The sequence below is a fragment of the Microcystis sp. M049S2 genome, from assembly GCF_020245625.1.
Taxonomy (GTDB): Bacteria; Cyanobacteriota; Cyanobacteriia; order Cyanobacteriales; family Microcystaceae; genus Microcystis; species Microcystis ichthyoblabe_A.
The window spans coordinates 29262-53121 of the sequence record NZ_JADBUN010000020.1 but is presented as its reverse complement, the minus strand read 5'-3'; the positions used below and the strand labels follow the sequence as shown (position 1 = coordinate 53121).

Genomic DNA, 23860 nt, shown 5'->3' with positions numbered 1-23860 from the left:
CCTAAATCCCCCTTGATAAGGGGGACTTGAATTGGTTAGATACCCCTAAATCCCCCTTGATAAGGGGGACTTGAATTGGTTAGATACCCCTAAATCCCCCTTGATAAGGGGGACTTAAGAAGGTTGAAATAGACCCAGGGAACAAATAATCTGAGGTTCTTGGGTGGATTCTTGTGGGTGAACAATACAGAGACGGTCATCTTGATATAAAGATACCAGTAAATCTGCCAATTGTTGGTCACTGATGCCGGTTCTTAAACAACGATTTAAGCGATCGAGAGCCGACTGTCTAAGGGGATAATGATAGAATTGGTCGAGAGCCTTGCATAAATCCTCATGAGCAAATAGATCATCCTTACTATCTTGAGAATACCTTTTTAAGCGCTCGTAGGTCTTAAATTTTGCTCCCGTCAATCGTCCCAATTTAGATCCGGAGTTGTTTTCCTCCTCCGCGATTAATTCTGTACCTTTTTGTACTAACTGATGGTGTTGGGGATGGGGGGGAATGGCCGGGGTTTGGGGATGACAGGCAGCGGACCGTAAAATAGTTAATTGGGATTGAGTCACACTATTTCCCTGCTTATCAATCCATGCTAAAGCATCATTCCCCCCAGCAGTTTTTAGATAAACCATGACTCCCTCTGGATGGGTTGCTGTCCCACTATGGCAACGGGTAGAATAAACCACCGGCGGCAGATCCTCTATGGTATGTTTTAAACTAGGGTCAACTTCGATCGCATTTTTCCAAATTTGATACGCTTCCGAGGTTAAATCCACTTCTTGATCCTCCTCCTCATCGATAACCTCAGATTTTTCATGATACAGATCCAATAAAGTCTGGTTATCCATCTCCTCCTCAAAAAATACCTCATCGGTCCCCACCACGTCCGCATTCTCTCGCAGTCTTTGAGATAGTCTCGTCCGCAGTTTAATAATTCTCTCCACTCCCTCCGCAGGTAAAAAGGAATAACAGAGAATCTGACTTGCTTTTTGACCGATTCTATCTACCCTTCCGGCCCGTTGAATCAGGCGAATAATTGCCCAGGGTAGGTCATAATTAACGATAATGGCACAATCCTGTAAATTTAACCCTTCGCTAAGGATATCCGTCGCGACTAGGACTCGTATTTCTTCCCCCACTTGCTGAGAATTACTGCGGGGACTAAAACGATGGACCATTTCCGCAGGATTAGCAGAGTTTCCCGTCACTCCCGCAATCTTATCCACTCCCCGATTTTGCAACTGAGTGACTAAATAACTGACTGTATCGGCAAATTGGCTAAAAATTAACACCTTTTCTCTGGGATGATTCTCCTCTAACAGCTGCCATAACTTCTCTAGCTTTTCGTCGGTCTCCGGCTGCCAAGTCCCACAGGTTTGCAACAATGCTATTAAAGCCAAGGCATCGGATTTTAGGTCTTTTTTCAATGCGGGTTTAAACACCTCGGGGTTAATCCACTGAAAGCGCTTGCGATAATCACCGCTATACTTTTGATACACTTGTTCGGCTCTTTTTTGATACTCTTTTTCTAACCCGGTTATCCCCCCAGTCTCCTCGGTTTCTATACTTTCATCTTCTCCCTGAGTGACTAAATCCTCATCCAGATAACGAGTGTCTAACAAAGCTGGATCCTGACTCCCGATGGGAAGGGGGAAATTATTGGCCATGGCATGAAGGAAAATATAGTTACGGAGAATATGACGGTCAAGGGATTGCAGGAAAGCATACCCTCCACTCTCCAAACGTTTAAATAAATTCGTCCGACAAAAACCCATTAATCTTTTACCCGCACGGGATAGACTTTTTAAGATGGTTTCTTCCTCTCCTGTCCCTTTGCATCCTTTAATTAGATAATTTCCCAATCCGTAACGGGGTAACTTCAATCCGTTGAGAGTTATCACCACTGCTTCCGAATATAAACGCGCATAAACCGAGTCTTGTAGGTCAAACTTGATTGTCTTTAGTTGTCGTTGGGGAAGATAAACCCTCGACCCATCAGCAAATTTTAGATACCGACGACCCTGTTCGTCTTCTGTAGCATAATTATTTTTAATAAAACCGCGAGTCCGTCTAATCATATAGAGACGCATTAAGTCTCTCCAGTCGTCAGGAGAGTCACTTTTTTCAAAGGCTGCTAGGGACTTAACCGCAGATTGGTATCTGCGATTAAATTCGATTTCTCCTCCCAGAGATTCTAGTAGTCTTTCGGGACGAATTCCGAGATTAGTATCCTCTTGAATGAATAAACGCAGTTGATTGGACAGGTCAAGATAGTTTTTATTGTAGGGAGTCGCAGTCAAGAGAATACAGCGACTTTCATTGGTGTTAATGTACTCCTGTATCACCCGATAACGTTTACCCTCCCGATTACGCAGGTTATGACTTTCATCGATAATTACTACCCGATAGCGCCGCAGATTGGGTAATTCCTGCATAACCTGACTTAAGGGGATAATTTTCGCTCTTAATTTGTATTTATAGCTGTAATCCTCCCACATGGTTAGGAGATTTTTCGGACAAATAATTAAGATTTCTAAATCGTAGTCTTCCTGCAAAATATATGCTAGAATGGAAGCGATGCGCGTTTTTCCTAACCCCACCACGTCGCCAATTAGTACCCCACCGCGTCTTTGCACATAACGAGCGGCAATTTTAATGGCCGATTTCTGAAAATCTAGCAAGTCTTGGTTAAACTGTCGGGGAATTTTGTATTCTGCTAAACCGGCTCTCGCTTCAAAGGAAAGATGGTAGGCTATTTTTAAATAGATATGATAGGGGGGAATAAGACTTTCCCTGGCCCAACTTTCGTTAATCACCTTGACAATATCCTCGGATATATCCCAACACCAAGCATCGAACCAACGATCATTAAACCACTTTTGTAATTTGGCACAAGCATCGTGGTCAAGGACATCAATATTTAATTCTCCCTGCTGTTGTAATCCCGCAAAAGTTAGATTACTACTACCCAAAAATCCCACCGTTGGGTTATTGACATCCTGTCGATGAATAAGGTATAATTTAGCATGGAGATGATAGCCCAAAAATAAGCGAATTACTAACTTACCCGATTGAATTTGTTTTCCCAAACGTTGCAAAGCTGCCTGATCTCGATTGCTAGGATTCCCCCAAGTTAATTGTTGGCAAAAATCCTGAACAATTTGTTTTCTTAAACGAGCGCAAGTAGCCTTATCTATATCATTTGAGCGCTTCAATAAAGACAGGGATTGCTGTAGTAATTCCTGGGGTGCTTGCTGCATACCAATCAGCAGACGACAACAGGACAAATCACCCCCGAGAAAGTGATCAATATAGGTATCAATGGACTGCCAACCGCGCAAATTAAAATAACCCACGCAAAAATCAGCGCGTTGGGCCACTAATAAACTTTCGCGTAAAATTGGCAATAAATGGGACTCAATATTATCAATAATACGCGGCATATTTTTAATCCGTAGGGTGCGATCTTCGATAGTGTAAACTAGCGATAATTATGGTGAGTGATTTTGGTTATGGTGGTGGGTTACGCGTTGCTAACCCACCCTACTGATTTACTTAATCCAAACCGTTTTAACGTTGACAAATTCGCGAATACCTTCCACACTTAATTCGCGACCAAAACCGGAACGTTTAATCCCCCCAAAGGGTAAACGAGGATCGGATTTAACCATACCGTTAATAAACACACAACCGGCCTCAATTTCGGTAATTAAACGCTCAATTTCTGCGGGGTTATTCGTCCAAGCACTAGAACCCAAACCAAAGGGACTATCATTAGCTAAAGCGATCGCTTCCTCGATATTTTTGACTCGAAATAGTAAAGCCACCGGTCCAAAAAATTCCTCTTTTTCCCCCGGAGAACCGGCGGGAATATCGGTTAAAATCGTCGGTAGATAGAAGTTACCTTTCCCTTCTAAACGTTGACCCCCCACAAGGACTTTACCACCCATAGCGACGGTTTTTTCCACTTGAGCGGCAATTTCCGAGACGATCGATACCGTGGCCAAAGGACCAATATCAACAGTTTCATCGAGGGGATCACCAACTTTTAAACCTTGAAATTTAGCCACTAATAACTGTTCAAATTGATCGGCGACAGTTTCCATAACAATAAACCGTTTAGCGGCGATACAAGTCTGACCATTATTTAACAATCTTGCCGTCACTGCCGTAGCCGCTGCCGCCTCGATATCGGCACTATCTAAAACGATAAAAGGATCACTACCTCCCAACTCCAAAACCACCTTTTTGATCTGTTTTCCTGCGGCGGCTGCTAAACTCATCCCCGCCGGTTCACTACCGGTTAAAGTGGCGGCTTTTACCCGTTCATCGTTAATTAAATCACTAACGCGATCGGCCCCGATCAAAAGAGTTTGAAAAGTGCCATCAGGAAAACCAGCTTCTAATAAAATTCTTTCCACCGCTAAAGCTGATTGGGGGACATTAGAAGCGTGTTTGAGTAGGCCGACATTTCCCGCCATTAAAGCGGGGGCAGCAAAGCGAAATACTTGCCATAGGGGGAAATTCCAGGGCATAACCGCTAAAATGACCCCTAAAGGTTGATAACGGACAAAACTGCGACTAGCATCGGTGGTAATCGGCACATCTTCCAGATAACCGGCGGCATTATCGGCATAAAAACGACAAACCAAGGCACATTTGAGGACTTCTGCGATCGCTGATTTGATTGGTTTTCCCATTTCTAAAGTCATGGTTTTAGCCAATACCACTTGATCCCGTTCCAAAATATCCGCCGCTTGCCGTAACCACTGTCCCCGTTGACTGATGGCGGTGCGGCGATACTGCTGAAAAGTTGCCTCAGCTAGGGCCAATTTCGCCGCCAATTCCTCCGAGGTTAGAGGGGTAAAAGTCTTGAGAATTTCTCCTGTGGCAGGGTTAACTGAAGCGATACCCATATCCCAATTGTCTCCTATCGAGGGCTATATCTCTAGTTTAGTTCTCCGGTTGTCCCGCTGCTCACACCAATTTGGCGATCGGGATTAGGAGACAGTAATCATACTAAATCTGGTTATTAAAAACTGATTATTTATTCCCCCTTTTGGATTAGTGCCTCTCCTCATAAGCAGCCTATACTCAGCGGATTTAGCATCACATCTGATCACTGATCACTGAACGAGTACGGAGGGAGTCGAACCCCCGACACCCAGGACCGGAACCTGGTGCTCTATCCTCTGAGCTACGTACCCACGATAAAATACTATTACATTATACCACTAGCCGGCGCAGTAGAGCAGAAATTTCCCATGACTAGCGATCGCTCTTTAAAACTACTTATCAGTAACGATGACGGCATTTCTGCGCTAGGAGTCCGCACCCTTGCCAACACCCTCGCTACTGCGGGTTATCAAGTCACCGTAGTTTGTCCCGACGGCGAGCGCTCTGCTACTGGTCATGGCTTAACCTTACACCATCCCATCCGGGCCGAACAGGTGGAGGGAATTTTTCATCCCGATGTGATTGCCTGGTCCTGCTCGGGAACTCCCGCCGATTCGGTAAAATTTGCCCTTAGTGCCGTCCTCAAAGAGCCTCCCGATTTAGTTTTAGCTGGCATTAACCACGGGTCTAATCTCGGTACTGATATCCTCTATTCTGGCACGGTTTCCGCAGCCATGGAGGGATTAATCGAAGGTATTCCCAGTATTGCTGTTAGTCTGGCTAGTTTTAAAGCTTGTGATTTCCAACCGGCTGCCGATTTTGCCCTCACCTTAGTCAGGAAAGTTACCCTTAACCCTTTTCCTGTTCCCACTTTACTCAATGTCAACGTCCCTCCGGTTAGTAGTGCCGAAATCAAGGGAGTGAAAATCACTAGGCAGGGATTGCGACGCTACGAGGAAACCTTCGAGAAAAGACTCGACCCCAGGGGTAAAAGTTATTATTGGTTAATTGGGGAAGTGGTGGAAGATATCGAACAACCGGACTACAGCCATTTACCCCCGGAAGTGCCTACGGATGTGCGCGCTATTGGCGAGAATTTTATCACCATCACGCCCCTACAATACAATTTAACTGATGTACAGGGTTTTCAACATTTGCACCGGAATTCTTGGCTTGATTGAGGAGCATCTCATGATATTCTGATTCAATCATTAGCGTTTGAGAGCCTATGTCCCCTCAATTTAATTTTCAAGAAAACGAACTCGAAGAAGCGGATGTCATAACCCTCTGGGATGAGCAAGGTCGATCGCTAGACTGTTATATTGAGAATGCCTATGAAACCGATGACCTTACCTATATGCTTCTTGTCCCCGTGGATACCCCGGTGATGATTCTAGCTTGGGATGAGGAATCGGAGGAAGAAGAATCTGATGCCTTCTTAATCGAAGATAGCGAGGAAATCGAGCGGGTTTTTGCCGATGCTAAGGCAGTTTTAGCAGAATTAGACCTATTGCTCAAACCCACTGCCCACACCTTGACTGTTAGTGGTGAATTACCGCCCCTAGAAGAAGATAATGTTCTCAGTTTGGAAATCGATAGCGATGAACCCTCCTCGTCATCAGAGCCGGAAGAATTGCAATTTCTCGCCAGTTTCTTTTCCGAAGACCAAAAATACTCGATTTACAGTCCCCTTGCTCCTTTGTTATTCTTAGGCGTCGGTGATGGGGAAGGGAAGGTTGAATTAGTTTCCCCCGATGATGACGGTATGGGACCGATTCTAGAGGAACTTTTGTTTGATGAACTCGATTAATCACATGATTTTACCAAATCCGCCGAGCAAAATTATCGATAAATCTAGTCACAGTATATCTTTCGCGATTTCATCATCATTGCGATTAACACGGATTTGGTATTTTTTCTTTAAATTACGGCGTTTATCATAAATATGAAGTATAACCTAACTTGGTATTAACGACCGGCTCCTGTCTCCCCAAAATAAAAACCTCATACCTCACTATTAAGATAAATGCTATATCACCACAACTAGGGGAGAGCTTTAAAGATTAGCTATTTTTCTGGTGATAGTGAGGATGAAAGGTTTCCAAGCAAGACTGATTAAATAACCCAATCCTGCCACTAAAATAATTGTCGCCCCCGAGGTGAGATTTAAACTATAGGATAACCATAAACCAACTAAAGTAAAGACAACTCCTAAAATAATCGCTAGGATCATCATTCCCTTCATATTTTTAACAAATTGTCCACTGATAGCCGCAGGAATAGTTAACAAAGCAATTACCATAATTAATCCTACTACCTGCATTACTGCCACAATAGTTAAAGCGGTTATTCCCATTAAACCCAAATAAATTATCTCCACGGGAATATTACGAATAATCGCGAAGGTTTCATCAAAAGATATGGCTAACAACTCCTTATAAAAGATACTAACTAAGGCTATAATTAATATATCTATGGCCGCCATTATCCATAAATCATCCCTCGGTACAGTTAAAATACTACCAAAAAGATAACTCATTAAATCAGCTTTATAACCGGGGGTTAAATCAATAAAAATTACCCCAATCGCCATACCAATCGCCCACATCACCCCGATTAAAGTATCGGCTCTCTCCCGGATGCGACGCTGTAAAAATCCCATGCCTAAAGCCGAAAAAAAGGTAAAAAATATCGCTCCCACGAGGGGATTAATCCCAAAAAAATAACCGATTCCTATCCCTCCATAGGCAGCGTGAGCGATTCCCCCACTGATAAAAACCACGCGATTAACTACTACCAAAGTACCCACAATCCCACAGGCAATACTAACTAATATTCCTGCGGCAATCGCATGGCGCATAAAATCAAATTGTAAAGCCTCTAGCATGGGGTGTGGGGTATGGGGTGTGGGGTGTGGGGTGTTGGGGAGTGGGGAAGTGGGGAAGTGGGTTGTGGGGTGTGGGGTGTGGGGTATGGGGTGTGGGGTGTGGGGAGCTTTTTCAGTAAACAGTAAACTCAAAACTCACATCTGATAACTGATAACTGATAACTGATAACTGATAACTGATTATTGATAACTCTCAATTACTTGACGAAAATCGCTTTTTTGTTTGACTCCGCGCATTTCCTTGACTAATTCCCGGTCCTTAAAGAATTGTACCGTGGGAGTCCCAGTTACTTGACCCATTTTGGCAATTTCCGGGTCAGCTTCGATGTCAATTTCCACAAAATAAATTTTGCCATCGTACTCATCGACCACTTTATCTAAAATCGGTTTCAGGGTTTTACAGGGGCCACAGGTGGGAGAAACATATTTTACCATTAACAAGCGATCGCCGTCGTGGAATAATTTCCGCAAAGCATAACCCCCAACGTGACGGGTTTTGTGAATATCAAAAGTCTCCTCCGTATCGGCCGGGGTTTCGCTAACGGTTTTCGTCTCGTAATGTTCAGAAGTGGCTGATTGACGGTATTCTTGGATTAAATTATGCTCCGATAACCATCTTTCTGCCAATAACGCCGCCATACACCCCGTACCTGCGGCAGTAATTGCCTGACGGTATTCGTGGTCCTGTACGTCTCCTGCGGCAAAAACCCCCTCGACGCTGGTAGCAACAGTCCCCGGTTTGACTTTCACATAACCCACCTCGTCTAATTCTAGTTGTCCTTGGAATAGGGAAGTATTGGGAGTGTGACCGACGGCATAAAATAAACCTCTAACGGCTAATTCCCTGATTTCTCCCGTTTGCGAGTTTTTAATGCGTAGTCCTGCCATTTTACTGTCTGTACCGAACACATCCACCGCCTGGGTGTGAAAATGAACGGTAACTTTCGGATTATTTAACACCCGGTCCTGCATTGCTTTCGAGGCACGCATCGCTTCCCCGCGTATCAATAAATGGACGTGAGAGCCGTATTTAGTCAAATATACGGCTTCTTCGGCTGCGGAGTCACCGCCACCAATCACAGCGAGGTTTTCCTCTCTAAATATCGGTGTAGCACCGTCACAGATAGCACAAGCGGAAATGCCGTTACTCCAGAATTGGGCCTCGCTGGGTAATCCTAAGCGTTTGGCAGTGGCTCCCGTGGCGATAATAATACTATTGGCCTTAACTTCCCGGTCCGTGGAACGAATGGTAAAAGGACGCTGACTTAAATCCACCGAGATAACATCTTCGGTATAGCATTGGGTCCCCCATCTTTCGGCCTGTTCCTTCATTCTTTCCATCAGCTTCGGACCGGTGATTCCTTCGGGAAAACCGGGGAAATTTTCTACTTCTGTGGTGGTCATCAATTGTCCCCCCGGAATGCCTCCCGCTTGGAAACCCTCAAACATCAAGGGTTTTAAGTTCGCACGCGCCGCATAAATCGCCGCCGTATATCCCGCCGGTCCCGAACCAATAACGACTAAATTCTCGACAGTCATAACCGTAAATGCAACTCATAACGACTACGCTTTTTATTATAACAGAATCAGTTACTGGTTATCTGTGTCATATGCGTCCTAACCCAGCAAGAAGTAGATTTCTGCCTAAAAATCCAGAATATCTCGGATAATAGCTTTTAAATCGGCATCAGCAGGACGTTTGACAAACTGCTCATGGCTGTAAATCCAAACCAGTTTAATTGTGTAGGTAGTCGCGCTCACCAAATACATTAATCTAATTTGCCCCGCAGCACCTTTTGAAACCCGGATATCGAGCTTGTGAAAAGTCCAGCCTTCCGGCAACTGAATTTTCCCCGGTAGAGGTTCCTGGCGGGAGTTATGGGGATATTGGTCATCGATTAAATCCTCTAAAGTTTTGGTAATAAGTTCAACAAAGCTATTTTTGTGAACTTTTGCCAGTTTTTTGAAAGAGCGCTCGAAGTTGTCAGAAGATTCAATCGAGAAAGGAATTGAGCCAGTCATGCACTTCTCCTTTCCCAATACGATGAGAAGATTCCGTCGCCAATGCCTCCTTCAAAACTTCAGACATGGCTGCTTTGTAGGCCGGATGTTCCTGTTCTATCAAATCAAGCTTTTGATAACCTAATGCTTTCATATCATCAAGGAGAATTGGCTCTGTGGAACTTTCTTCTGGTAGCAGACCTTTACGAGCCTTTTTCCAGGGAAATTCTGCGTGAGTCATATCACTCAACCTATAGGCGTGGTAGTTACCGAAATATTGCCAAATTTCTTCTAAAAGTTCTTTTTTCTCCGATGGCAGCCCAGACAAGGATTCTTGGCGAGGAATTGGTAATTGTTTAGCCTCAAAATCACTGTAGAACTTATAAGCAGCAGGACAAACCGGACCGTAACGCCATGCTTGAATTTCCTCCTTAAACAATGGTTCATCGTATAGGGCCAAATGCAAGCTCTGTGCATAATATAAAAGCTTTTGGACTTTCATATTAGTCATTTCAGCGTCTATACCATCCTCGTAAGCTCTGATAATAAAGTAGCGAGCCACAGTCAGGCAGTCAATCATAGCTCCACAAAATTTTTGGAATATCGACCTATGACCATTGTAGAAGAAATTGACAATTAGTACAAGTGTATAAAGAAAGCTTAACAATGCTCATCGGGTAATGGACGAAGTTTTAATATTTGTCGTTACTGACTCTACCAGTGGGTGAAGTCTGCCGCAAATTGAGATAGGGATAACAGTTTAATACGGGTATCTTGAGCGACTTTTTGGCGCATTTGGGCGGTATTATATCCCCAATCGGCTAAATATAAGCCCACATCGTTTAAATCTGCTTGTTGCTGCACTAATTCCAACGCATCGAGACGATCCTCGACAAACCACAAATTAGCGGGAGATTCCAGTAAATCAGCCAGTATTTGCTGAATAGTCAGGTATTTCGGCTGTTTAATTTCCTTGCCAATTAATCTCGCTGCGGGAAAATTAATTGCTACTTTTTGTAACAATTGCTTGACAAAACGACTTTCTTTTGTAGTGATGATATAAACTAAAAAATCCGAGTCTAAAAGAGAGGCGAGGCGATCAATCGCGGGTTGATAAAATTGATGTAAGGCTAACCAAGACTCTAGATCCGACTCAATCCATTGATCCCTAAGACCATCGAGAGCATTTGAGAGAACTTTTTTCGCTATTTTCTCCCTTTCTAGCAGATTTTGCCGAATTGACGGCCAATTATTTAAAGCTTCCTCGTCGGGAATATCGAGAACGAGCGATCTCAACAGTAAAGGCATTTCCCAACCGGTTTCGATAACTGGACGAAGTTGCGAAAACCTCGGGAAAAAATCCTCGGGAATTGTTTCCGGCCAAAGGGTTTCATAGGTGCGTTTGCTAATCTGAAAATACTCGATCATGCCATCACAAAGAACACCATCAAAATCGAGTGCTAGAATACGGGGGAATTGATTCATAAATGCTGGTTTAATCTCAATAATGGCAGTATAGCGCAGCTATTAGCTATTCTTTGCTTCATCGTTGATATAACATAGCTGTCTGATGATTTCGGTGACAGAATTTTTCAGTCCCTCTACATGAATCCAGCCTACATATACAGCATATACAATATTTTGATGATTGTCCTGTATATAAACATGATGCACACGATATAAATCTGAGCTTAAATAAATATAACCACTGGCATCTTTAAATTTACCTTCTAGTAATATTTTTTCTTTTAAAGGTTTCATTTTTACCACATCTTTAGTCACCCCAGATATTTTAGCTATTCTTTCTATGGCAAGATCAACACAAGTGTTATTACTGTAACTATGACCATGATTATAATCCTGCTGATTAAAATAAATTGTCTCTACGATATTTTTAGCCACTTTATCTGATGCTAGGTAATAGGTATGAGCATTAAGGGAATTTAAGACAACAGCAGCAATTTCTACGGAATCAAAAATATTGCCAGTCGCTTCTAGATAATAATCGCTCATTAAAATCTTGGATACATCGGTTATAGAATCAAAAAGAGGACGAATTGGATAAGCGATAATATCGGAGGAATTGATCAGATTATTCCAGAGCAAACGCTGGCCTTGATGCTGGGTAATAAATTTTTCAATTTGATTAGCATCAATGCCTAGAGTTAGATTTAAAAATGGGATCGGTGAACCCATTGTTGTTACACTAGATAGGGAAAGTTTGCCCCGTTCTTTACCGATAAGATTACGAATTTCATGAGCGGGATCCTTCGGGTCAAAACGCTCAGAAAATAACAGATCCCAAAGGATTACAGTACCCAAAGAATGGGCGACTATATGTAATTCGGTTTCCCGGGGATAAGCTTGAATAAGATCGATTAATTGATCGGCAATAATGCGGCGAATTTGTTTTCCTCGATCGCTTCCTAAATAGGTAAATGCGTCACCGATAAAATAAGATAAATACTCTTTTCTAAAGTTTTGATAGCGAAAGGATTGCTCGGGGTTAAAATTACTATTTTTCTGTTTTTGTGTCTGTAATTCTTGGTCTATATCTCGCCATAATTTTTCGGTTCCTTTGAGAACATTTCCCCAAAATCCTGCATAACAGTAGGGAATCGCCAGATTTTTGCGTTTACATTCTTCTTCAATTAGTTTAATTAATTTATTGGCATAACTAGCGTCTCTTGTGGCCACTCCATGAATAAAGTAAATCAGCATAATAGATTTATCTCAATAAGCGGTGATCGGAATCTTTCTTACTATACCCTTCTAGCTTCAGAAAAATATCAGGATGGAGGGAGATATAGTAATGCACAATTTATCCTATTTGTCAAGAGATGGTGGAGTGATTATTTAGGTTCTCTCTCGACTGACCAATCCTCTGAGGATAATCCCATAGTTTCTACTACTTTTACACAAAAATAGTAGATATCTTTGGCCGAGAAATTAGTTTCTACTATAAAAACATTATTTTCAAGTTTTTGAGGTCGGCGAAATTTTGTATCATCTTTCGATAAAAAGCGAGGAAACTCTAGCACAATCTCTTGAAACTTTTCAGGGTCTAGATTGTAGAGAGTATTCAGAGTACAAATTAGTACATCTTTCCAAGTTTTAACTGTTTGTTGTTTACCACGAATAATTAGTTTTTTGGGTTTTGTATCCTTGACAGATGCAGTTTCATTGACCGGCAGCGAATCATCGCCAAAATAACTCCAAATTTTTATAACACGGTCGGCCAAATATTCAGCACGTTGTTCGATATCTTCTTTTTGCCATGAGTTAATACTATCAAAGTATTTATTGATTTCGAGATGGCTTTTATGGAGTTCTTCTTTCTTGTGAGAAAAATCTTTATCCGCCAGTTCTCCATTATAAGCCGTCAGGGTTAAATTACCTAAAGTATGCACAAGAAGTTGATGGGTAATATCTGCATCTGTTCCTAAATAATCCCTCCACTTATCATTTAATTTTTGCGGCATAATATGTTCAATAGTCAGGCGAGAATCACTTAAATCTACAGTTTCTCGATGACCAAAAGATTCTTCGATCGCACCGAGAATAATTTTCGCTTTTTCGCTGCGATTTCCTCCGTATAGTTTGATGGTGATTAACTTTTCTTTAAAATCATTATCTTTTGGGTAGTCTTTCTTTTGAAGAGAGATTTTTAATCTTTTAATAAAAGGTTCAGAGTTTAAAGCAGCATCTTTCTGAACTTGGGAATATAGTAAAGCAAAAGTTTTATTAAGTCCGCGGGTCTGAATACCACAAACAAAACGACGGACAAGAAAGTTTTCAAGGGTTTTTAAAACCTCTATAAAGTCCTTTTCAGATAATTTGCTATTTCCCCAGTCATCATAACAATTTAAAAGAAATGGATAGATAGTAGAGACCTCTAGACCTTGGAAAGAATCGAGATATTTACGAATACTAGAATTATTTTCCAGCTTGGGAGTGATTAGTTTGGCATAATACATGGAAAATGTATATAAGTCCTCTATATAGAGAGCGGGATTATTATCAGCTAGTTTATTTTTAAAGGCAGAATAAATTTCGTTATTTCTAATTTCTGCCCCACTTTTTGACAAATAGTGACGGATAAATTCTGTTAAATTATCTCCTAATTTTTCCTGCATCGGCAGCCAGTATCTATCATATAGTGTCTGTTGCTCCTCTTGACGAACGTTCATAAATAAATGATTACGAATTAAATCGGCCTCAGTTAAAGGCTGCCCCGTGGCGTTCAAACTTTCAAATACTAGGTAGGGATCGTCGTCATTACCAAGAGTTATATTGACCAAAGATAAGTGATTACAGATAACTTCTGTTAGTTTAGCTAACGAATATGATTGTTCATTAATCTTTCTTTTAAAAAAGAAATAACACTGGGATATGGTATTTTCTTTGTCGATGATTTTGCCACGGATTACAGACTGAAAATATTCTAGGTCTAACTGAGTAGGTTGAATTTTAAAGTAATCAGAACCTTTTTTAAAGGGATTAACAAGAAATGTTTTGTCAATTTCTGCGCTTAAATCCTGTTCTTGTTGGTCTTTCGCTACGTCTCGCAAAGCAGCAAAGAGCAGAAAAATAGTCGTTAAACGTTGCTGTCCATCAATTAGCAGATATTTATTGACCACGCCGGAGTTAGGCGAAACTTGAGTTTTAACTATCGAACCCATAAAATGGGGACGAGGGTTTTCTTGACCGTACAAATAGCTTATGTCATCCCATAAATCTTCCCAATCTTTCTTTTTCCAACTATAAGTGCGCTGAAATAGTGGAATTATATATTGTGTGTTGCCTTGAATAATTTCTTGAAGAGTAACTACCGATGCTTGCATAGGGGCTAGTATAGGAAGATTGACTGATTATTCCTAGTATTTATCACTCTAACACAGCAATTTGGCACTGTCTAGGATCCTGGCGGTTGGTTACGCATTGCTAACCCAGCCGACGAATTGCTATATAATACAAATGCCCGCTATTATAGAATTATATTTTTCACTTTTAACTTAGTCTTATGGTTTCACAACTAGATAAAACTAACGTCACTGAAATTATCTACCCCGATAGCGATAGTCAACCTATGGCCGATAATACCTTGCAATTTCGTTGGATCACAACAATTAAAACTAATTTAGACTGGCTATTTCGCGAGCAGTCTGATGTCTTTGTTGCGGGGGATTTACTTTGGTATCCCGTGGAAAATGATAATAAACTGCGTCAAGCGCCGGATATCATGGTGGTTTTTGGAAGACCAAAAGGGGAAAGAGGTTCCTATCGACAATGGCTAGAAAATAACGTTAGTCCCCAGGTGGTTTTTGAAATCCTCTCTCCGGGTAACACTCTCACGGAAATGGCCAAAAAACAGCTATTTTATGACCGTTATGGGGTCGAGGAGTATTATCTTTATGATCCCCATAAAAATGATGCCAGTGGTTGGATAAGAGGGGAAAATCAGCTAGAAATTCTGGAAACTCTCGATAATTGGGTTAGTCCCCGTTTAGGTATTCGTTTTCAGTTGGGGGAACCAGAAATGTTGCTTTTTTATCCCGATGGACAAGCTTTCACCAGCTATAACGAGGAAAAACAACGAGCGGAAAGATTAGCCAATAAACTGCGGGAATTGGGCATTAATCCCGACCAAATCTGAGAGGATGTTTCTTGGCTACTATTAAAAACGGATTTGCTCTGAGAGTGCCTATTGACTAGAGGCAATACCGCGCTGACGTAATTGGTCGATAAAAAATTCTTCTAGGGAAGCACGAGCTAAATTAAGACTGATCAAGCGAGCATCTATACTAGACAGGGCAGCCAGAAAAGCATCGGGTTCTCCCTGTAATTGTCCGTGCCAACAATTATCGCGCCAATGCAAACCGAGGAGCCATTGCTGTAGTTGCTCCTCCCTACCACCTTGAACAATCACCTGATAGACATCAGCACGACCGAGAATTTGGTCGAGGGAACCGACACAAAGTAATTCTCCCCGAGCTAACAGGGCAATGCGATCGCAAATTTGTTCCACATCGGAGAGAATATGAGAGTTAAAAAAGATGGTTTTCCCCCTTTGTTTGAGGGATTGAATAATTTCTCGCACCTGATAGCGACCGATAGGGTCCAGTCCCGACATCGGTTCATCGAGAAAGACTAATTCTGGATCATTGATTAATGCTTGAGCTATACCGATCCGTTGCATCATCCCCTTAGAATACTGACGCAATTGTTTTTTCTGGGCAGTTTTGCGGTCTAATCCCACTAAATCCAATAATTCAGGAATGCGTTTTTTCTGCAGAAAAGAGGGGATCTTAAAAATGCCGCCGATTAATTGTAGGAATTCCCAGCCGGTAAGATAGTCGTAGTAGTAGGCATTTTCGGGAAGATAGCCGATGCGTTGTCTGACCGAGCGATCGCCAATTGGTTGACCGAGAATCAAGGCCCGTCCGGAAGTGGGTCGGACAATCCCCAAAAGGGTTTTTAAGAGCGTGGTTTTGCCGGCCCCGTTCGGGCCTAATAATCCAAAGGTTTCGCCCTCATGGACAATTAAAGTACAGTTTTTCAAGGATTCGATTTTCTTATTTAACCAGAATCCCGTCCGATAAGTTTTTTGTAAGTTTAACGTCTCTAGCACCGTTTGACGGCTGGTATTCGTCATTGTTTTGGAATCATCTCTCCTAGACTTTGCTTTTATTATTCCCCAATTGTCAGCAGCAATGTCAACAGTATCAAAATAGCCCGGTTTTGGAACCCAGAAAAATTCCCACCGGTCTTGAGAAGCGGTATCAGTGCAGTTCCGGGCTATTGCCAGCTTTCTTCTCTGGCATTGGTGTGAATTAGCGGCTAAAATCTGTTAGACAGGTAACTTTGACACTTGAGCGGCAACTGGTACAATAGGGCGAACGCTTATGGAAACCAGACTCTTACACAAACACAGCATGAAACAACTCCTCAATTGCCTTAATTCCCTGACAGTGGCCAGTGTAGCCACTATCGCCTTGGCCTACCCTGGCATCGCTCAAGTTAATCTCTCCGTTTATCCCGCTCCTTCCTCGTCGAACGAATCCATCGAATTATACGTTCCCCCGCCGGAAAACAATAACATCGATAATACCTGCACTCAATTGATTGGGGCAAATATCGATAAAATTATCAGTCAAGCTCCCAATCAGTGGGGTATATTAATCGAATCTATAGATCGCCAAACAGTTATTTATAGTCATAACGCCGATCGCTATTTTATCCCTGCTTCTAATACAAAGTTATTTACCACGGCTGCCGCTTTACAAGTGATGAACCCGGAAACGACGATTCAGAAGAAATCCCTGCGCGATTGGGTTAATATCACTAATCAGAGAAGTAATAATTTCTACGCTGACACTCTTTTTCGCTTTATCGGCGGTTCTAAAAATGTTACTGCCATCTTGGCACAATTGGGCATCAATCCCAGTGGTTTTCGTTTAGCCGATGGTTCGGGATTATCCCGCCGTAATACCGCTACTCCCCGCTCGATCGTGGAAATTTTGCGGGTGATGTATTATTCTCCTAATCGAGACACTTTCTATGCTTCCTTACCGGTAGCGGGAATTAGTGGCACCCTGAGAAACCGAATGCGTCAGACGGCCGCTACTGGCACAGTTTACGCTAAAACCGGCACTCTTACCGGTGTGCGGGCCCTATCGGGTTATCTAGAAAACCCCAACCAAGAACCGATGTTATTTAGCATTATCGTTAATAATCAACGGGTTTCCGGACAGGCCCTGGTGAAAGCGATCGATACTATTGTTCTACAGATGACCGAATCTCGTTCCTGTCAAGCTCAGTAAATCTCTCGTAAAAATCCCCAATTGTCCTGATCAGCTGTCCGCGCATTTAAATTGCTTGTGGAGATGAGGCAAGAGTAAAGGTTAATAATAGCCATAATCTGCCTCAGTTTGGGTTTGGGTTTGGGGGGAGAGATATTCAAAATTAGAAGGATCTCGCAGAAAACGAAATATTTCTTCTTCGAGACGATGAATTAGATAGGGTTCTATGGAATTAGAATGGCGTAAACAGGCTAAATAGCCTTCTACATATAGCCGGATCTCATCAAAACGTGAGCCACGGTGCCAAAGATCCACCATGTCATCGGTCAGTCTTTGATAGTAACGAATGGATTGGGTATCTTGGAGCATGGGCAGTAGAACAAAAAAGAGAGAGTGGGGGTAAGTTTGTATAGATAATCCTAGGGAGAATTGCTATTCTTGGTTTCCCCTATCTCTATTGTACCCACCAAATCGGCAAAACACAGACAAGAGAATTTTCAGTGATCAGTAAAGGGTGTGGGGTGTGGGGTGTGGGGAGAACAAAGCTGCCTTTTGCCTTTTGCCTTTTGCCTTTTGCCTTTTGCCTTTTGCCTTTTGCCTTTTGCCTTCGTATAGATTATTCATGGTTTCTTTGTCTTTTTGCCCGTTCAATTTCTGCTTGTAGTTCTGCTATTTGTCGCTGCAATCTTTCGCTTTCGCTATCATTAGCATCAACATTAATTGAGCTTTTTATCCCTGTTTTGGCATAGTTTCCCCGGCGAATTTGACGATAGGATTCCGAGTTAAACCATTGCTGTAGATACTGGACTCTTTCCACGGAAAAAGGATGGGTTAAAAAGGAACCATTACCGCCATTATAAATGAGAAATTTATAAATCTGGTTTAAGTTATCTTGGTCTAATTGTCGGTAGGCTTCCCCTTGACGAATAAATTCTTCTAAGTTGCATTCATGCAGATATTTTTGGCTTCCTCCCGCACATTTCATTAAAGTTCTCAGGACTAAATTTAAATCATCAGTGACTAATAAAGCGGCTCTGTCTGCTGATAATTCGGCTTTTCTGCGCCATTCATAAAAGGCATAAACTAGACCGGTAGTAATGGCTTTTCCTAGTCCTAAAGTGATGTCCCCAAGTAAATTAGCCGCCCCCATCACCCAAAAAGACATTTGAATTAAAATACTATGATCGCATTTTAAATGACCTAATTCGTGGGCAAGAATTACTCGAATTTCTTCTTCATCTAAGAGGTCTAAAAGGGCAGTATTAAAGACAATATAGGGATGTTCTGAACCCAAAGAATAGGCATTGGCTAAAGGGTTTTGACTGACATAAAGATTCGGTTCTGGGGACATATCTAAATCCCGCAGACATTGGCGATAGATGCCGTATAAAGTGGCGTATTGACGCGGGCCGACTTTTAGATCATTGCCCATTAATAAAATTTGCTGGGGACGTTCATAGAGATATTCGGAAAAACTTTTCGCTAATAAGTCAAACCCCGGAACTGATCTTAATGCCTGTTCAGCCTGTTGATCTAGAGGATGTTTAAAAGCTTGACTGGAGATATCAGGATAAGTTGGCATATTAATAGAATAAGAAAGTCAAAATTTTCTCCTAAATTATACCAATTTTCAATAATTGTGACTAACATCTGAGAGCGCAATTCCCTTCTCCGAGAGCAATTGCGCTTTGAAATGATCAACTAAGTCTGTCATTACTTTTGAAAAATGATATTATACTAAGTCCTGTTTAAAAAGTATAGGATAGTGGGGTGGTCACTGCGTGCGCGACGTTCGGACGTTCGGCGAAGCTCAGTCGAGCCGTTGCGGGGGGAAGTGGGGTGCGGGGAGAAACAATTCATAACTTGGGAGTTAATCACACTATTAAAAACGGATTTGGTGTTATTAGTATTTATGTATTGAACAAAGGTTACTGATTAATTGCTGATTGTCGGTATTTGGCTTTTCTCGACTTTGTGTGATAATTTTTGCTTATGGAATCGTAAAATGCTTACTGAGCAAGACTTTTAGGACTATTTTGACTATTTTGACTATTTTGACTATTTTGACGTTCGGCGAGGCTCCCTCGATCCACTCACTAACAGGAACGCTCAGTCGAGCCGTCGAGCGGCGGAAGAAACTATCAGTATAGACCTCGTTTCCACACAGAAACCAGAAGAGCCGGTATTTTTGCCAATGAATGTGAGATGCACCAGTCGTCGAGATAGGGTGTTTCTATCGCTAAATGTTAAGTTTTGTTACAGAATTAACAAATGTTAACAAAAGTATTACAATTTTCATGTCAACAGTTTTCAACATTAATTTTTGTAATATGACTTCAATCTACTTCGACTTCTTCGCCTTCAACTCTTTCACGGCAGCAACTGTGGATAACTGGCAAATTCTGGGCTTGGCTGGCAATGACACGCTCACAGGTAACGCTCTCGCAGACATCATTGAGGGAGGCGCTGGCGACGACAGGCTCTTTGGACTAGGCGGTAACGATGTCCTCAATGGTGGTGATGGTAATGACTCCCTCGACGGCGGTATTGGCGATGACTATATTTCAGGGGAAATTGGCAACGACACCCTTGTGGGCAGTTTAGGCAGTGATTTTTTTAATGGTGGTGCGGGGACTGATGTGGCCAATTACAGCAGTTTTGGCAGCAGCATTACCCTGCTACCGACTGGAGCTATTCTCAAAGGCGGTGGAGCCACAGACCAACTGTTCCAAGTTGAAACTATTATTGCCAACGCCGGATTTAGCAACAATACAATTGATGCTTCCGGTGCAGCATCTCCCGGGTTTATTAATGTCAATTTAGGCGCAGCGACTAACAATTTGCAGGTATTGGGGGGTCCCGTATTAACTTTTACAGCAACCAATTTTGATGATGTTATTGGCACTAATCAAAGTGACGTGATTACTGGTGATGGCCAAGCTAACATCCTTTCGGGTAACGGTGGCAATGACAGTATTAATGGGGGTTTAAATAACGACAGCCTCAGCGGCGGACTCGGTAATGATACCTTGAATGGCGGTTCGGGCGTTGACACCTTAACTGGTAATGGAGATGCAGATACCTTCGTCTTTCAATTTGGACAATCTACCATATCTGATTTGACTCTTCCCGATCAGATCACCGATTTTGCCATCGGTACTGATAGAATCGACTTATTACTCTCCAATGGAGCCGCCACGGGTGCGCCACTTAGTTTTACTCGCGCTGCTAATAGCATTGCTGCTACCAGAACGGCTTTAGCGACTCAGGTATTTACTGACGCAAACGGATTATTGGCCGGTAATCAAGCTTTAGGAGCCAATAGTGCTGCATTAGTGCAAGTAACCGCTGGCGCAATCGCTGGGACTTACCTATTGGTCAATGATAGCACTGCCGCATTGTCATCGACCAATGATTTATTAGTTAATATCACTGGATTTAGCGGTACTTTACCCGGTTTCGGAAATATTACACCAGTAAGTAGTTTCTTTGCTTAATTATTATTGAAAGAGTTAGGAGAAATATCTCGCACAAAGCGTTCCCAGGTAAAACCGGGGAACGCTTTATAGAGGTTATTAAAATTAGCAGAAGTCTAAAAATTACTACAGTAAAAGAAGCACAAATAAAGATGAAGTATGACCTAATTTGGTATCGACGACCGAAGACTGTATCCTGACTCCCGAAAACGAAAACTTTGTACTTCACCATTAAGATAACTGCTGTATTCTTATTAACTATCCTTAGCAATAATTCCTAAATTTGATAACAAAGCTTGTAGGTTAGTTTGCACGGTAGCGGGTTGATATCTCTTAATAGTTTCTAGGGAATTATCAGCGAGTTTTTGCCACAATTCCCGATGATCATAGAGTTCGATCACTGCTTGGGCAAATTCCTCGGCAGTATCGGCAATTAAAACATCCTGGTGGTCAATTAATCCCATACCTTCGGCACCAATTTTTGTGGTAATAGTCGGTAATCCTAGGGAAAGACTTTGACCTATTTTACCCTTCATTCCCGCACCAAATCGCAGGGGAGCGACAAAAACACGACTCTTTTGGAAATAGGGTTCTACTTCGGGAACATAACCGGTGACAACTACTTTATCACTGGCCAATTCCTTCACTTCATCCTTGAGGTTACTTCCCAATAAATTAACGGTAATATCGGGACGGGATGCCCAAACTAAGGGCATAATCTCTAAACATAACCACTTAACTGCATCAATATTAGGAGGGTGATTGTAGCTACCAATAAATACTAAACCCGATCGCTGGTCAAAAGCAACTTTTTCTGACAGGGAAATTTCTTCATGAATATTGGGGATTACCCAAACATTTTTCACTCCTAAAGAGGATAATACCTGCTTTTCGTCTTCCGTTACTACCACGGTTGCTTCCGCTTGGTTAGCATAGTTTAACTCTAATTTCTGATAGGTTTCCCAACTCCAGCTAGTATTTTGATAACTGGGATCGAGATAGTCTTTTTGCCGTTTTAAACGTAGAAAATGCAGGTCAATTGTATCATAAATAATTGGTGCTTTTGTTTTTAAGCGAATTAAATCCATATACTTATCGCACAATTCGGGACGACACAACCAAACTCCATCTATCAGAGGTAAATATTTGATTAATTTTTCTTCTAGATTATATCTTTGCGGTGTGCCATAAATAACCTCAATTCCTAGCTGCTGCAGGACGGAAGTATAGGGTTGTTCAGGATAGCCATTATCGGGAAAGAAAATCACTGAATAGCCTAAATTGAGCAGTAGCTTAAGAATATTTAATAAACGCACACAGCCGGATTCTCGATCGTATAGTGGCACGTAGGAATCAATGACTAAAATTGTCGGTTTTCCTTGTAAACGTCGAGCAGCTTTGGGTACATTATTAGGATCGTTATCTAGGTGTTTAGTTAATACCTTTGACCATTTTTCTCGAAACTTAGTTTGATTAATCACTTGATATTGTTTGATCCCACTGGAAAGGTCTGTTCCCGAGGTGATTCCTTCGTAGTGAATGACGTTAGATTGGGGTTGATAGAGGACTTGATAACCCAATTCTCGGAGGGCAAAACATAAGTCTGTATCTTCGTAATATGCGGGGATAAAGTCTTGAGAAAAACCACCTAATTGCTTAAATAAATCCGTGGGAACTAATAAACTGGCCCCCGAACAATAGTCCACGGGACGCACATAATTATATTCCGGTTCCTCGGGACTATCTAAGCGTCCATAATTCCAACCATCGGCAGAATTCCAGATAATTCCCCCCGCTTCTTGTTGTTTACCATTAGCATAAATTAACTTAGAACCCACCGCACCAACTTGGGGATTATTGACGATTAATTTCAATAAACTTTCTAGACAATTTTCCAGAATACGAGTGTCGTTATTGAGAAAATATAGGTATTGACCTTTTGCTTGACTAGCTCCATAATTACAGGAACGAATAAAACCAGAGTTTTCTGCATTAGTTAATACTTTAATTCCTTTAATTAAAGTGGCTAATTGTTCTAAGGTGTCATCAGTAGAAGCATCATTAACGATAATTACTTCATAAGCTAAATCAGGACTTAGGTTAACATACAAGGATTCCAAACAGTTAAAGGTGTAGGCAAATTGGTTATAAGCAGGAATAATAATCGAGACTAAAGGATTGTCACTACTGGCAATTTCTAGGGGTCTGGGTTCAGCTAATTTAGCACTTTCGATCACCTGTTCTTCAAATTCAGAGGAACTCTTTCCTGTGAGAATTTTGATAATTTTTCGTTTCGTCTTTTTGAGTGCTGGTTTCCATCCTTCCTCCTGGAGACTAAAGACAAATTTTTTGAGCAGTTTTTTAACTTTAAAAATAATCATTATTACCATAATTCTTCCTCTAGAGAAAAACAATATTGTGCTAAATTTAAATCTCTTTCTGCTCTAACAATAGCTCCTTCCTTTAATTGTTGCTTGAGGTAGTTTCTCTGTGGTTCCATAATATAAGTAGATGGGTGGAATTAAATATAAGATGAACGTAGGTTGGGTTGAAGCATGAAACCCAACGCCCGCATGGGTTACGCTACCGCTAACCCATCCTACAAATAATTGTGCCTCCCTACTTATAATTTAATCGCTTCATTAATTAAATTATTATATTCTTTTTCAGGATAATCACTACTCGCCAACCATCGATCAAGAAGTTGCATGGTATCTTCAGGGAGAGTTATCTGAAGTTGTCTGGCCATTTTCTCTTTCCTAACTATATCTAGACAATAACAATTATAAGCCCCTAG

The 23860-nt window shown here is 41.7% G+C and carries 19 protein-coding genes, 1 tRNA gene and 1 pseudogene; 6 read left to right on the top strand and 15 right to left on the bottom strand.

Features of this window, described 5'->3' with window-relative positions:
• Positions 1–114: 114 nt before the first annotated feature.
• From IM496_RS01810 to IM496_RS01800, 3 genes are all read right to left on the bottom strand, one after another.
• On the bottom strand, positions 115–3444 hold the full coding sequence (locus IM496_RS01810; RefSeq protein WP_287661056.1) for a helicase-related protein: 3330 nt from the start codon (positions 3442–3444) through the stop codon (positions 115–117).
• Between the two features lie 108 nt (positions 3445–3552).
• Complete coding sequence (locus IM496_RS01805) at positions 3553–4917, bottom strand: NAD-dependent succinate-semialdehyde dehydrogenase (protein ID WP_194014498.1); 1365 nt, start codon at positions 4915–4917, stop codon at positions 3553–3555.
• A gap of 218 nt (positions 4918–5135) precedes the next feature.
• Positions 5136–5208, bottom strand: a tRNA-Arg gene (locus IM496_RS01800).
• A 57-nt stretch (positions 5209–5265) separates the two neighbouring features.
• On the opposite strand from IM496_RS01800, the gene surE reads away from it, so the two are divergent.
• Positions 5266–6078 carry a 5'/3'-nucleotidase SurE gene (gene surE, locus IM496_RS01795; protein ID WP_104395294.1) on the top strand — a complete coding sequence of 271 codons (813 nt, stop codon included), beginning with the start codon at positions 5266–5268 and terminating at the stop codon, positions 6076–6078.
• Positions 6079–6125: 47 nt separating this feature from the next.
• Entirely contained in the window at positions 6126–6707 is a 582-nt protein-coding gene (locus IM496_RS01790) for a DUF3727 domain-containing protein (RefSeq protein ID WP_104395295.1), read from the top strand.
• A 246-nt stretch (positions 6708–6953) separates the two neighbouring features.
• On the opposite strand, the gene IM496_RS01785 is transcribed toward IM496_RS01790, so the two are convergent.
• The 7 genes from IM496_RS01785 to IM496_RS01755 form a co-directional block, all read right to left on the bottom strand.
• Positions 6954–7784: a metal ABC transporter permease gene (locus tag IM496_RS01785; RefSeq protein ID WP_194014500.1), complete on the bottom strand. Its 831-nt coding sequence runs from the start codon at positions 7782–7784 to the stop codon at positions 6954–6956.
• A gap of 180 nt (positions 7785–7964) precedes the next feature.
• Positions 7965–9323, bottom strand: a complete 1359-nt coding sequence (trxB, locus tag IM496_RS01780) for a thioredoxin-disulfide reductase (protein ID WP_194015590.1) — start codon at positions 9321–9323, stop codon at positions 7965–7967.
• 105 nt (positions 9324–9428) lie between these two features.
• Positions 9429–9806, bottom strand: coding sequence for a hypothetical protein (locus IM496_RS01775; RefSeq protein WP_002759689.1), 378 nt, complete (start codon positions 9804–9806; stop codon positions 9429–9431).
• Entirely contained in the window at positions 9778–10365 is a 588-nt protein-coding gene (locus IM496_RS01770) for a Panacea domain-containing protein (RefSeq protein ID WP_194015592.1), read from the bottom strand. The genes IM496_RS01775 and IM496_RS01770 overlap by 29 nt, the downstream gene beginning before the upstream one ends.
• Positions 10366–10499: 134 nt before the next feature.
• The gene (locus IM496_RS01765) at positions 10500–11270 is read right to left on the bottom strand and encodes an HAD family hydrolase (protein ID WP_194015594.1); all 771 of its coding nucleotides are present in this window, start codon (positions 11268–11270) and stop codon (positions 10500–10502) included.
• 42 nt (positions 11271–11312) lie between these two features.
• Entirely contained in the window at positions 11313–12506 is a 1194-nt protein-coding gene (locus tag IM496_RS01760; RefSeq protein WP_287661052.1) for a lipase family protein, read from the bottom strand.
• A gap of 131 nt (positions 12507–12637) precedes the next feature.
• Complete coding sequence (locus IM496_RS01755) at positions 12638–14629, bottom strand: DUF262 domain-containing protein (RefSeq protein ID WP_103111738.1); 1992 nt, start codon at positions 14627–14629, stop codon at positions 12638–12640.
• Between the two features lie 179 nt (positions 14630–14808).
• Here IM496_RS01755 and IM496_RS01750 point away from each other — a divergent pair, with 179 nt between their 5' ends.
• On the top strand, positions 14809–15441 hold the full coding sequence (locus tag IM496_RS01750; protein WP_103111737.1) for a Uma2 family endonuclease: 633 nt from the start codon (positions 14809–14811) through the stop codon (positions 15439–15441).
• Between the two features lie 48 nt (positions 15442–15489).
• On the opposite strand, the gene IM496_RS01745 is transcribed toward IM496_RS01750, so the two are convergent.
• Complete coding sequence (locus IM496_RS01745) at positions 15490–16440, bottom strand: ABC transporter ATP-binding protein (RefSeq protein WP_194015602.1); 951 nt, start codon at positions 16438–16440, stop codon at positions 15490–15492.
• A 280-nt stretch (positions 16441–16720) separates the two neighbouring features.
• Here IM496_RS01745 and dacB point away from each other — a divergent pair, with 280 nt between their 5' ends.
• Positions 16721–17608 carry a D-alanyl-D-alanine carboxypeptidase/D-alanyl-D-alanine endopeptidase gene (gene dacB, locus IM496_RS01740; protein ID WP_287661059.1) on the top strand — a complete coding sequence of 296 codons (888 nt, stop codon included), beginning with the start codon at positions 16721–16723 and terminating at the stop codon, positions 17606–17608.
• Between the two features lie 81 nt (positions 17609–17689).
• On the opposite strand, the gene IM496_RS01735 is transcribed toward dacB, so the two are convergent.
• Both IM496_RS01735 and IM496_RS01730 read right to left on the bottom strand, forming a co-directional pair.
• Complete coding sequence (locus tag IM496_RS01735) at positions 17690–17956, bottom strand: DUF6761 family protein (protein ID WP_002780719.1); 267 nt, start codon at positions 17954–17956, stop codon at positions 17690–17692.
• A 247-nt stretch (positions 17957–18203) separates the two neighbouring features.
• On the bottom strand, positions 18204–19169 hold the full coding sequence (locus IM496_RS01730; RefSeq protein WP_287661048.1) for a M48 family metallopeptidase: 966 nt from the start codon (positions 19167–19169) through the stop codon (positions 18204–18206).
• A 423-nt stretch (positions 19170–19592) separates the two neighbouring features.
• Here IM496_RS01730 and IM496_RS22590 point away from each other — a divergent pair.
• Positions 19593–19865: pseudogene (locus IM496_RS22590) on the top strand (hypothetical protein).
• A 52-nt stretch (positions 19866–19917) separates the two neighbouring features.
• The gene (locus tag IM496_RS01720) at positions 19918–21084 is read left to right on the top strand and encodes a bluetail domain-containing putative surface protein (RefSeq protein ID WP_353737615.1); all 1167 of its coding nucleotides are present in this window, start codon (positions 19918–19920) and stop codon (positions 21082–21084) included.
• Between the two features lie 233 nt (positions 21085–21317).
• On the opposite strand, the gene IM496_RS01715 is transcribed toward IM496_RS01720, so the two are convergent.
• Both IM496_RS01715 and IM496_RS01710 read right to left on the bottom strand, forming a co-directional pair.
• Entirely contained in the window at positions 21318–23453 is a 2136-nt protein-coding gene (locus IM496_RS01715) for a glycosyltransferase (protein WP_287661046.1), read from the bottom strand.
• A gap of 233 nt (positions 23454–23686) precedes the next feature.
• Positions 23687–23812, bottom strand: a complete 126-nt coding sequence (locus tag IM496_RS01710; protein ID WP_002759643.1) for a hypothetical protein — start codon at positions 23810–23812, stop codon at positions 23687–23689.
• Positions 23813–23860 lie beyond the last annotated feature (48 nt).

Excerpts from the sequence above, each read along its gene's own strand:
- IM496_RS01810 (WP_287661056.1), bottom strand. The coding sequence starts at position 3,444 with ATGCCGCGTATTATTGATAATATTGAGTCCCATTTATTGCCAATTTTA.
- IM496_RS01805 (WP_194014498.1), bottom strand. The coding sequence starts at position 4,917 with ATGGGTATCGCTTCAGTTAACCCTGCCACAGGAGAAATTCTCAAGACT.
- surE (WP_104395294.1), top strand. The coding sequence starts at position 5,266 with ATGACTAGCGATCGCTCTTTAAAACTACTTATCAGTAACGATGACGGC.
- IM496_RS01790 (WP_104395295.1), top strand. The coding sequence starts at position 6,126 with ATGTCCCCTCAATTTAATTTTCAAGAAAACGAACTCGAAGAAGCGGAT.
- IM496_RS01785 (WP_194014500.1), bottom strand. The coding sequence starts at position 7,784 with ATGCTAGAGGCTTTACAATTTGATTTTATGCGCCATGCGATTGCCGCA.
- trxB (WP_194015590.1), bottom strand. The coding sequence starts at position 9,323 with ATGACTGTCGAGAATTTAGTCGTTATTGGTTCGGGACCGGCGGGATAT.
- IM496_RS01775 (WP_002759689.1), bottom strand. The coding sequence starts at position 9,806 with ATGACTGGCTCAATTCCTTTCTCGATTGAATCTTCTGACAACTTCGAG.
- IM496_RS01770 (WP_194015592.1), bottom strand. The coding sequence starts at position 10,365 with ATGATTGACTGCCTGACTGTGGCTCGCTACTTTATTATCAGAGCTTAC.
- IM496_RS01765 (WP_194015594.1), bottom strand. The coding sequence starts at position 11,270 with ATGAATCAATTCCCCCGTATTCTAGCACTCGATTTTGATGGTGTTCTT.
- IM496_RS01760 (WP_287661052.1), bottom strand. The coding sequence starts at position 12,506 with ATGCTGATTTACTTTATTCATGGAGTGGCCACAAGAGACGCTAGTTAT.
- IM496_RS01755 (WP_103111738.1), bottom strand. The coding sequence starts at position 14,629 with ATGCAAGCATCGGTAGTTACTCTTCAAGAAATTATTCAAGGCAACACA.
- IM496_RS01750 (WP_103111737.1), top strand. The coding sequence starts at position 14,809 with ATGGTTTCACAACTAGATAAAACTAACGTCACTGAAATTATCTACCCC.
- IM496_RS01745 (WP_194015602.1), bottom strand. The coding sequence starts at position 16,440 with ATGACGAATACCAGCCGTCAAACGGTGCTAGAGACGTTAAACTTACAA.
- dacB (WP_287661059.1), top strand. The coding sequence starts at position 16,721 with ATGAAACAACTCCTCAATTGCCTTAATTCCCTGACAGTGGCCAGTGTA.
- IM496_RS01735 (WP_002780719.1), bottom strand. The coding sequence starts at position 17,956 with ATGCTCCAAGATACCCAATCCATTCGTTACTATCAAAGACTGACCGAT.
- IM496_RS01730 (WP_287661048.1), bottom strand. The coding sequence starts at position 19,169 with ATGCCAACTTATCCTGATATCTCCAGTCAAGCTTTTAAACATCCTCTA.
- IM496_RS01720 (WP_353737615.1), top strand. The coding sequence starts at position 19,918 with ATGACTTCAATCTACTTCGACTTCTTCGCCTTCAACTCTTTCACGGCA.
- IM496_RS01715 (WP_287661046.1), bottom strand. The coding sequence starts at position 23,453 with ATGGTAATAATGATTATTTTTAAAGTTAAAAAACTGCTCAAAAAATTT.
- IM496_RS01710 (WP_002759643.1), bottom strand. The coding sequence starts at position 23,812 with ATGGCCAGACAACTTCAGATAACTCTCCCTGAAGATACCATGCAACTT.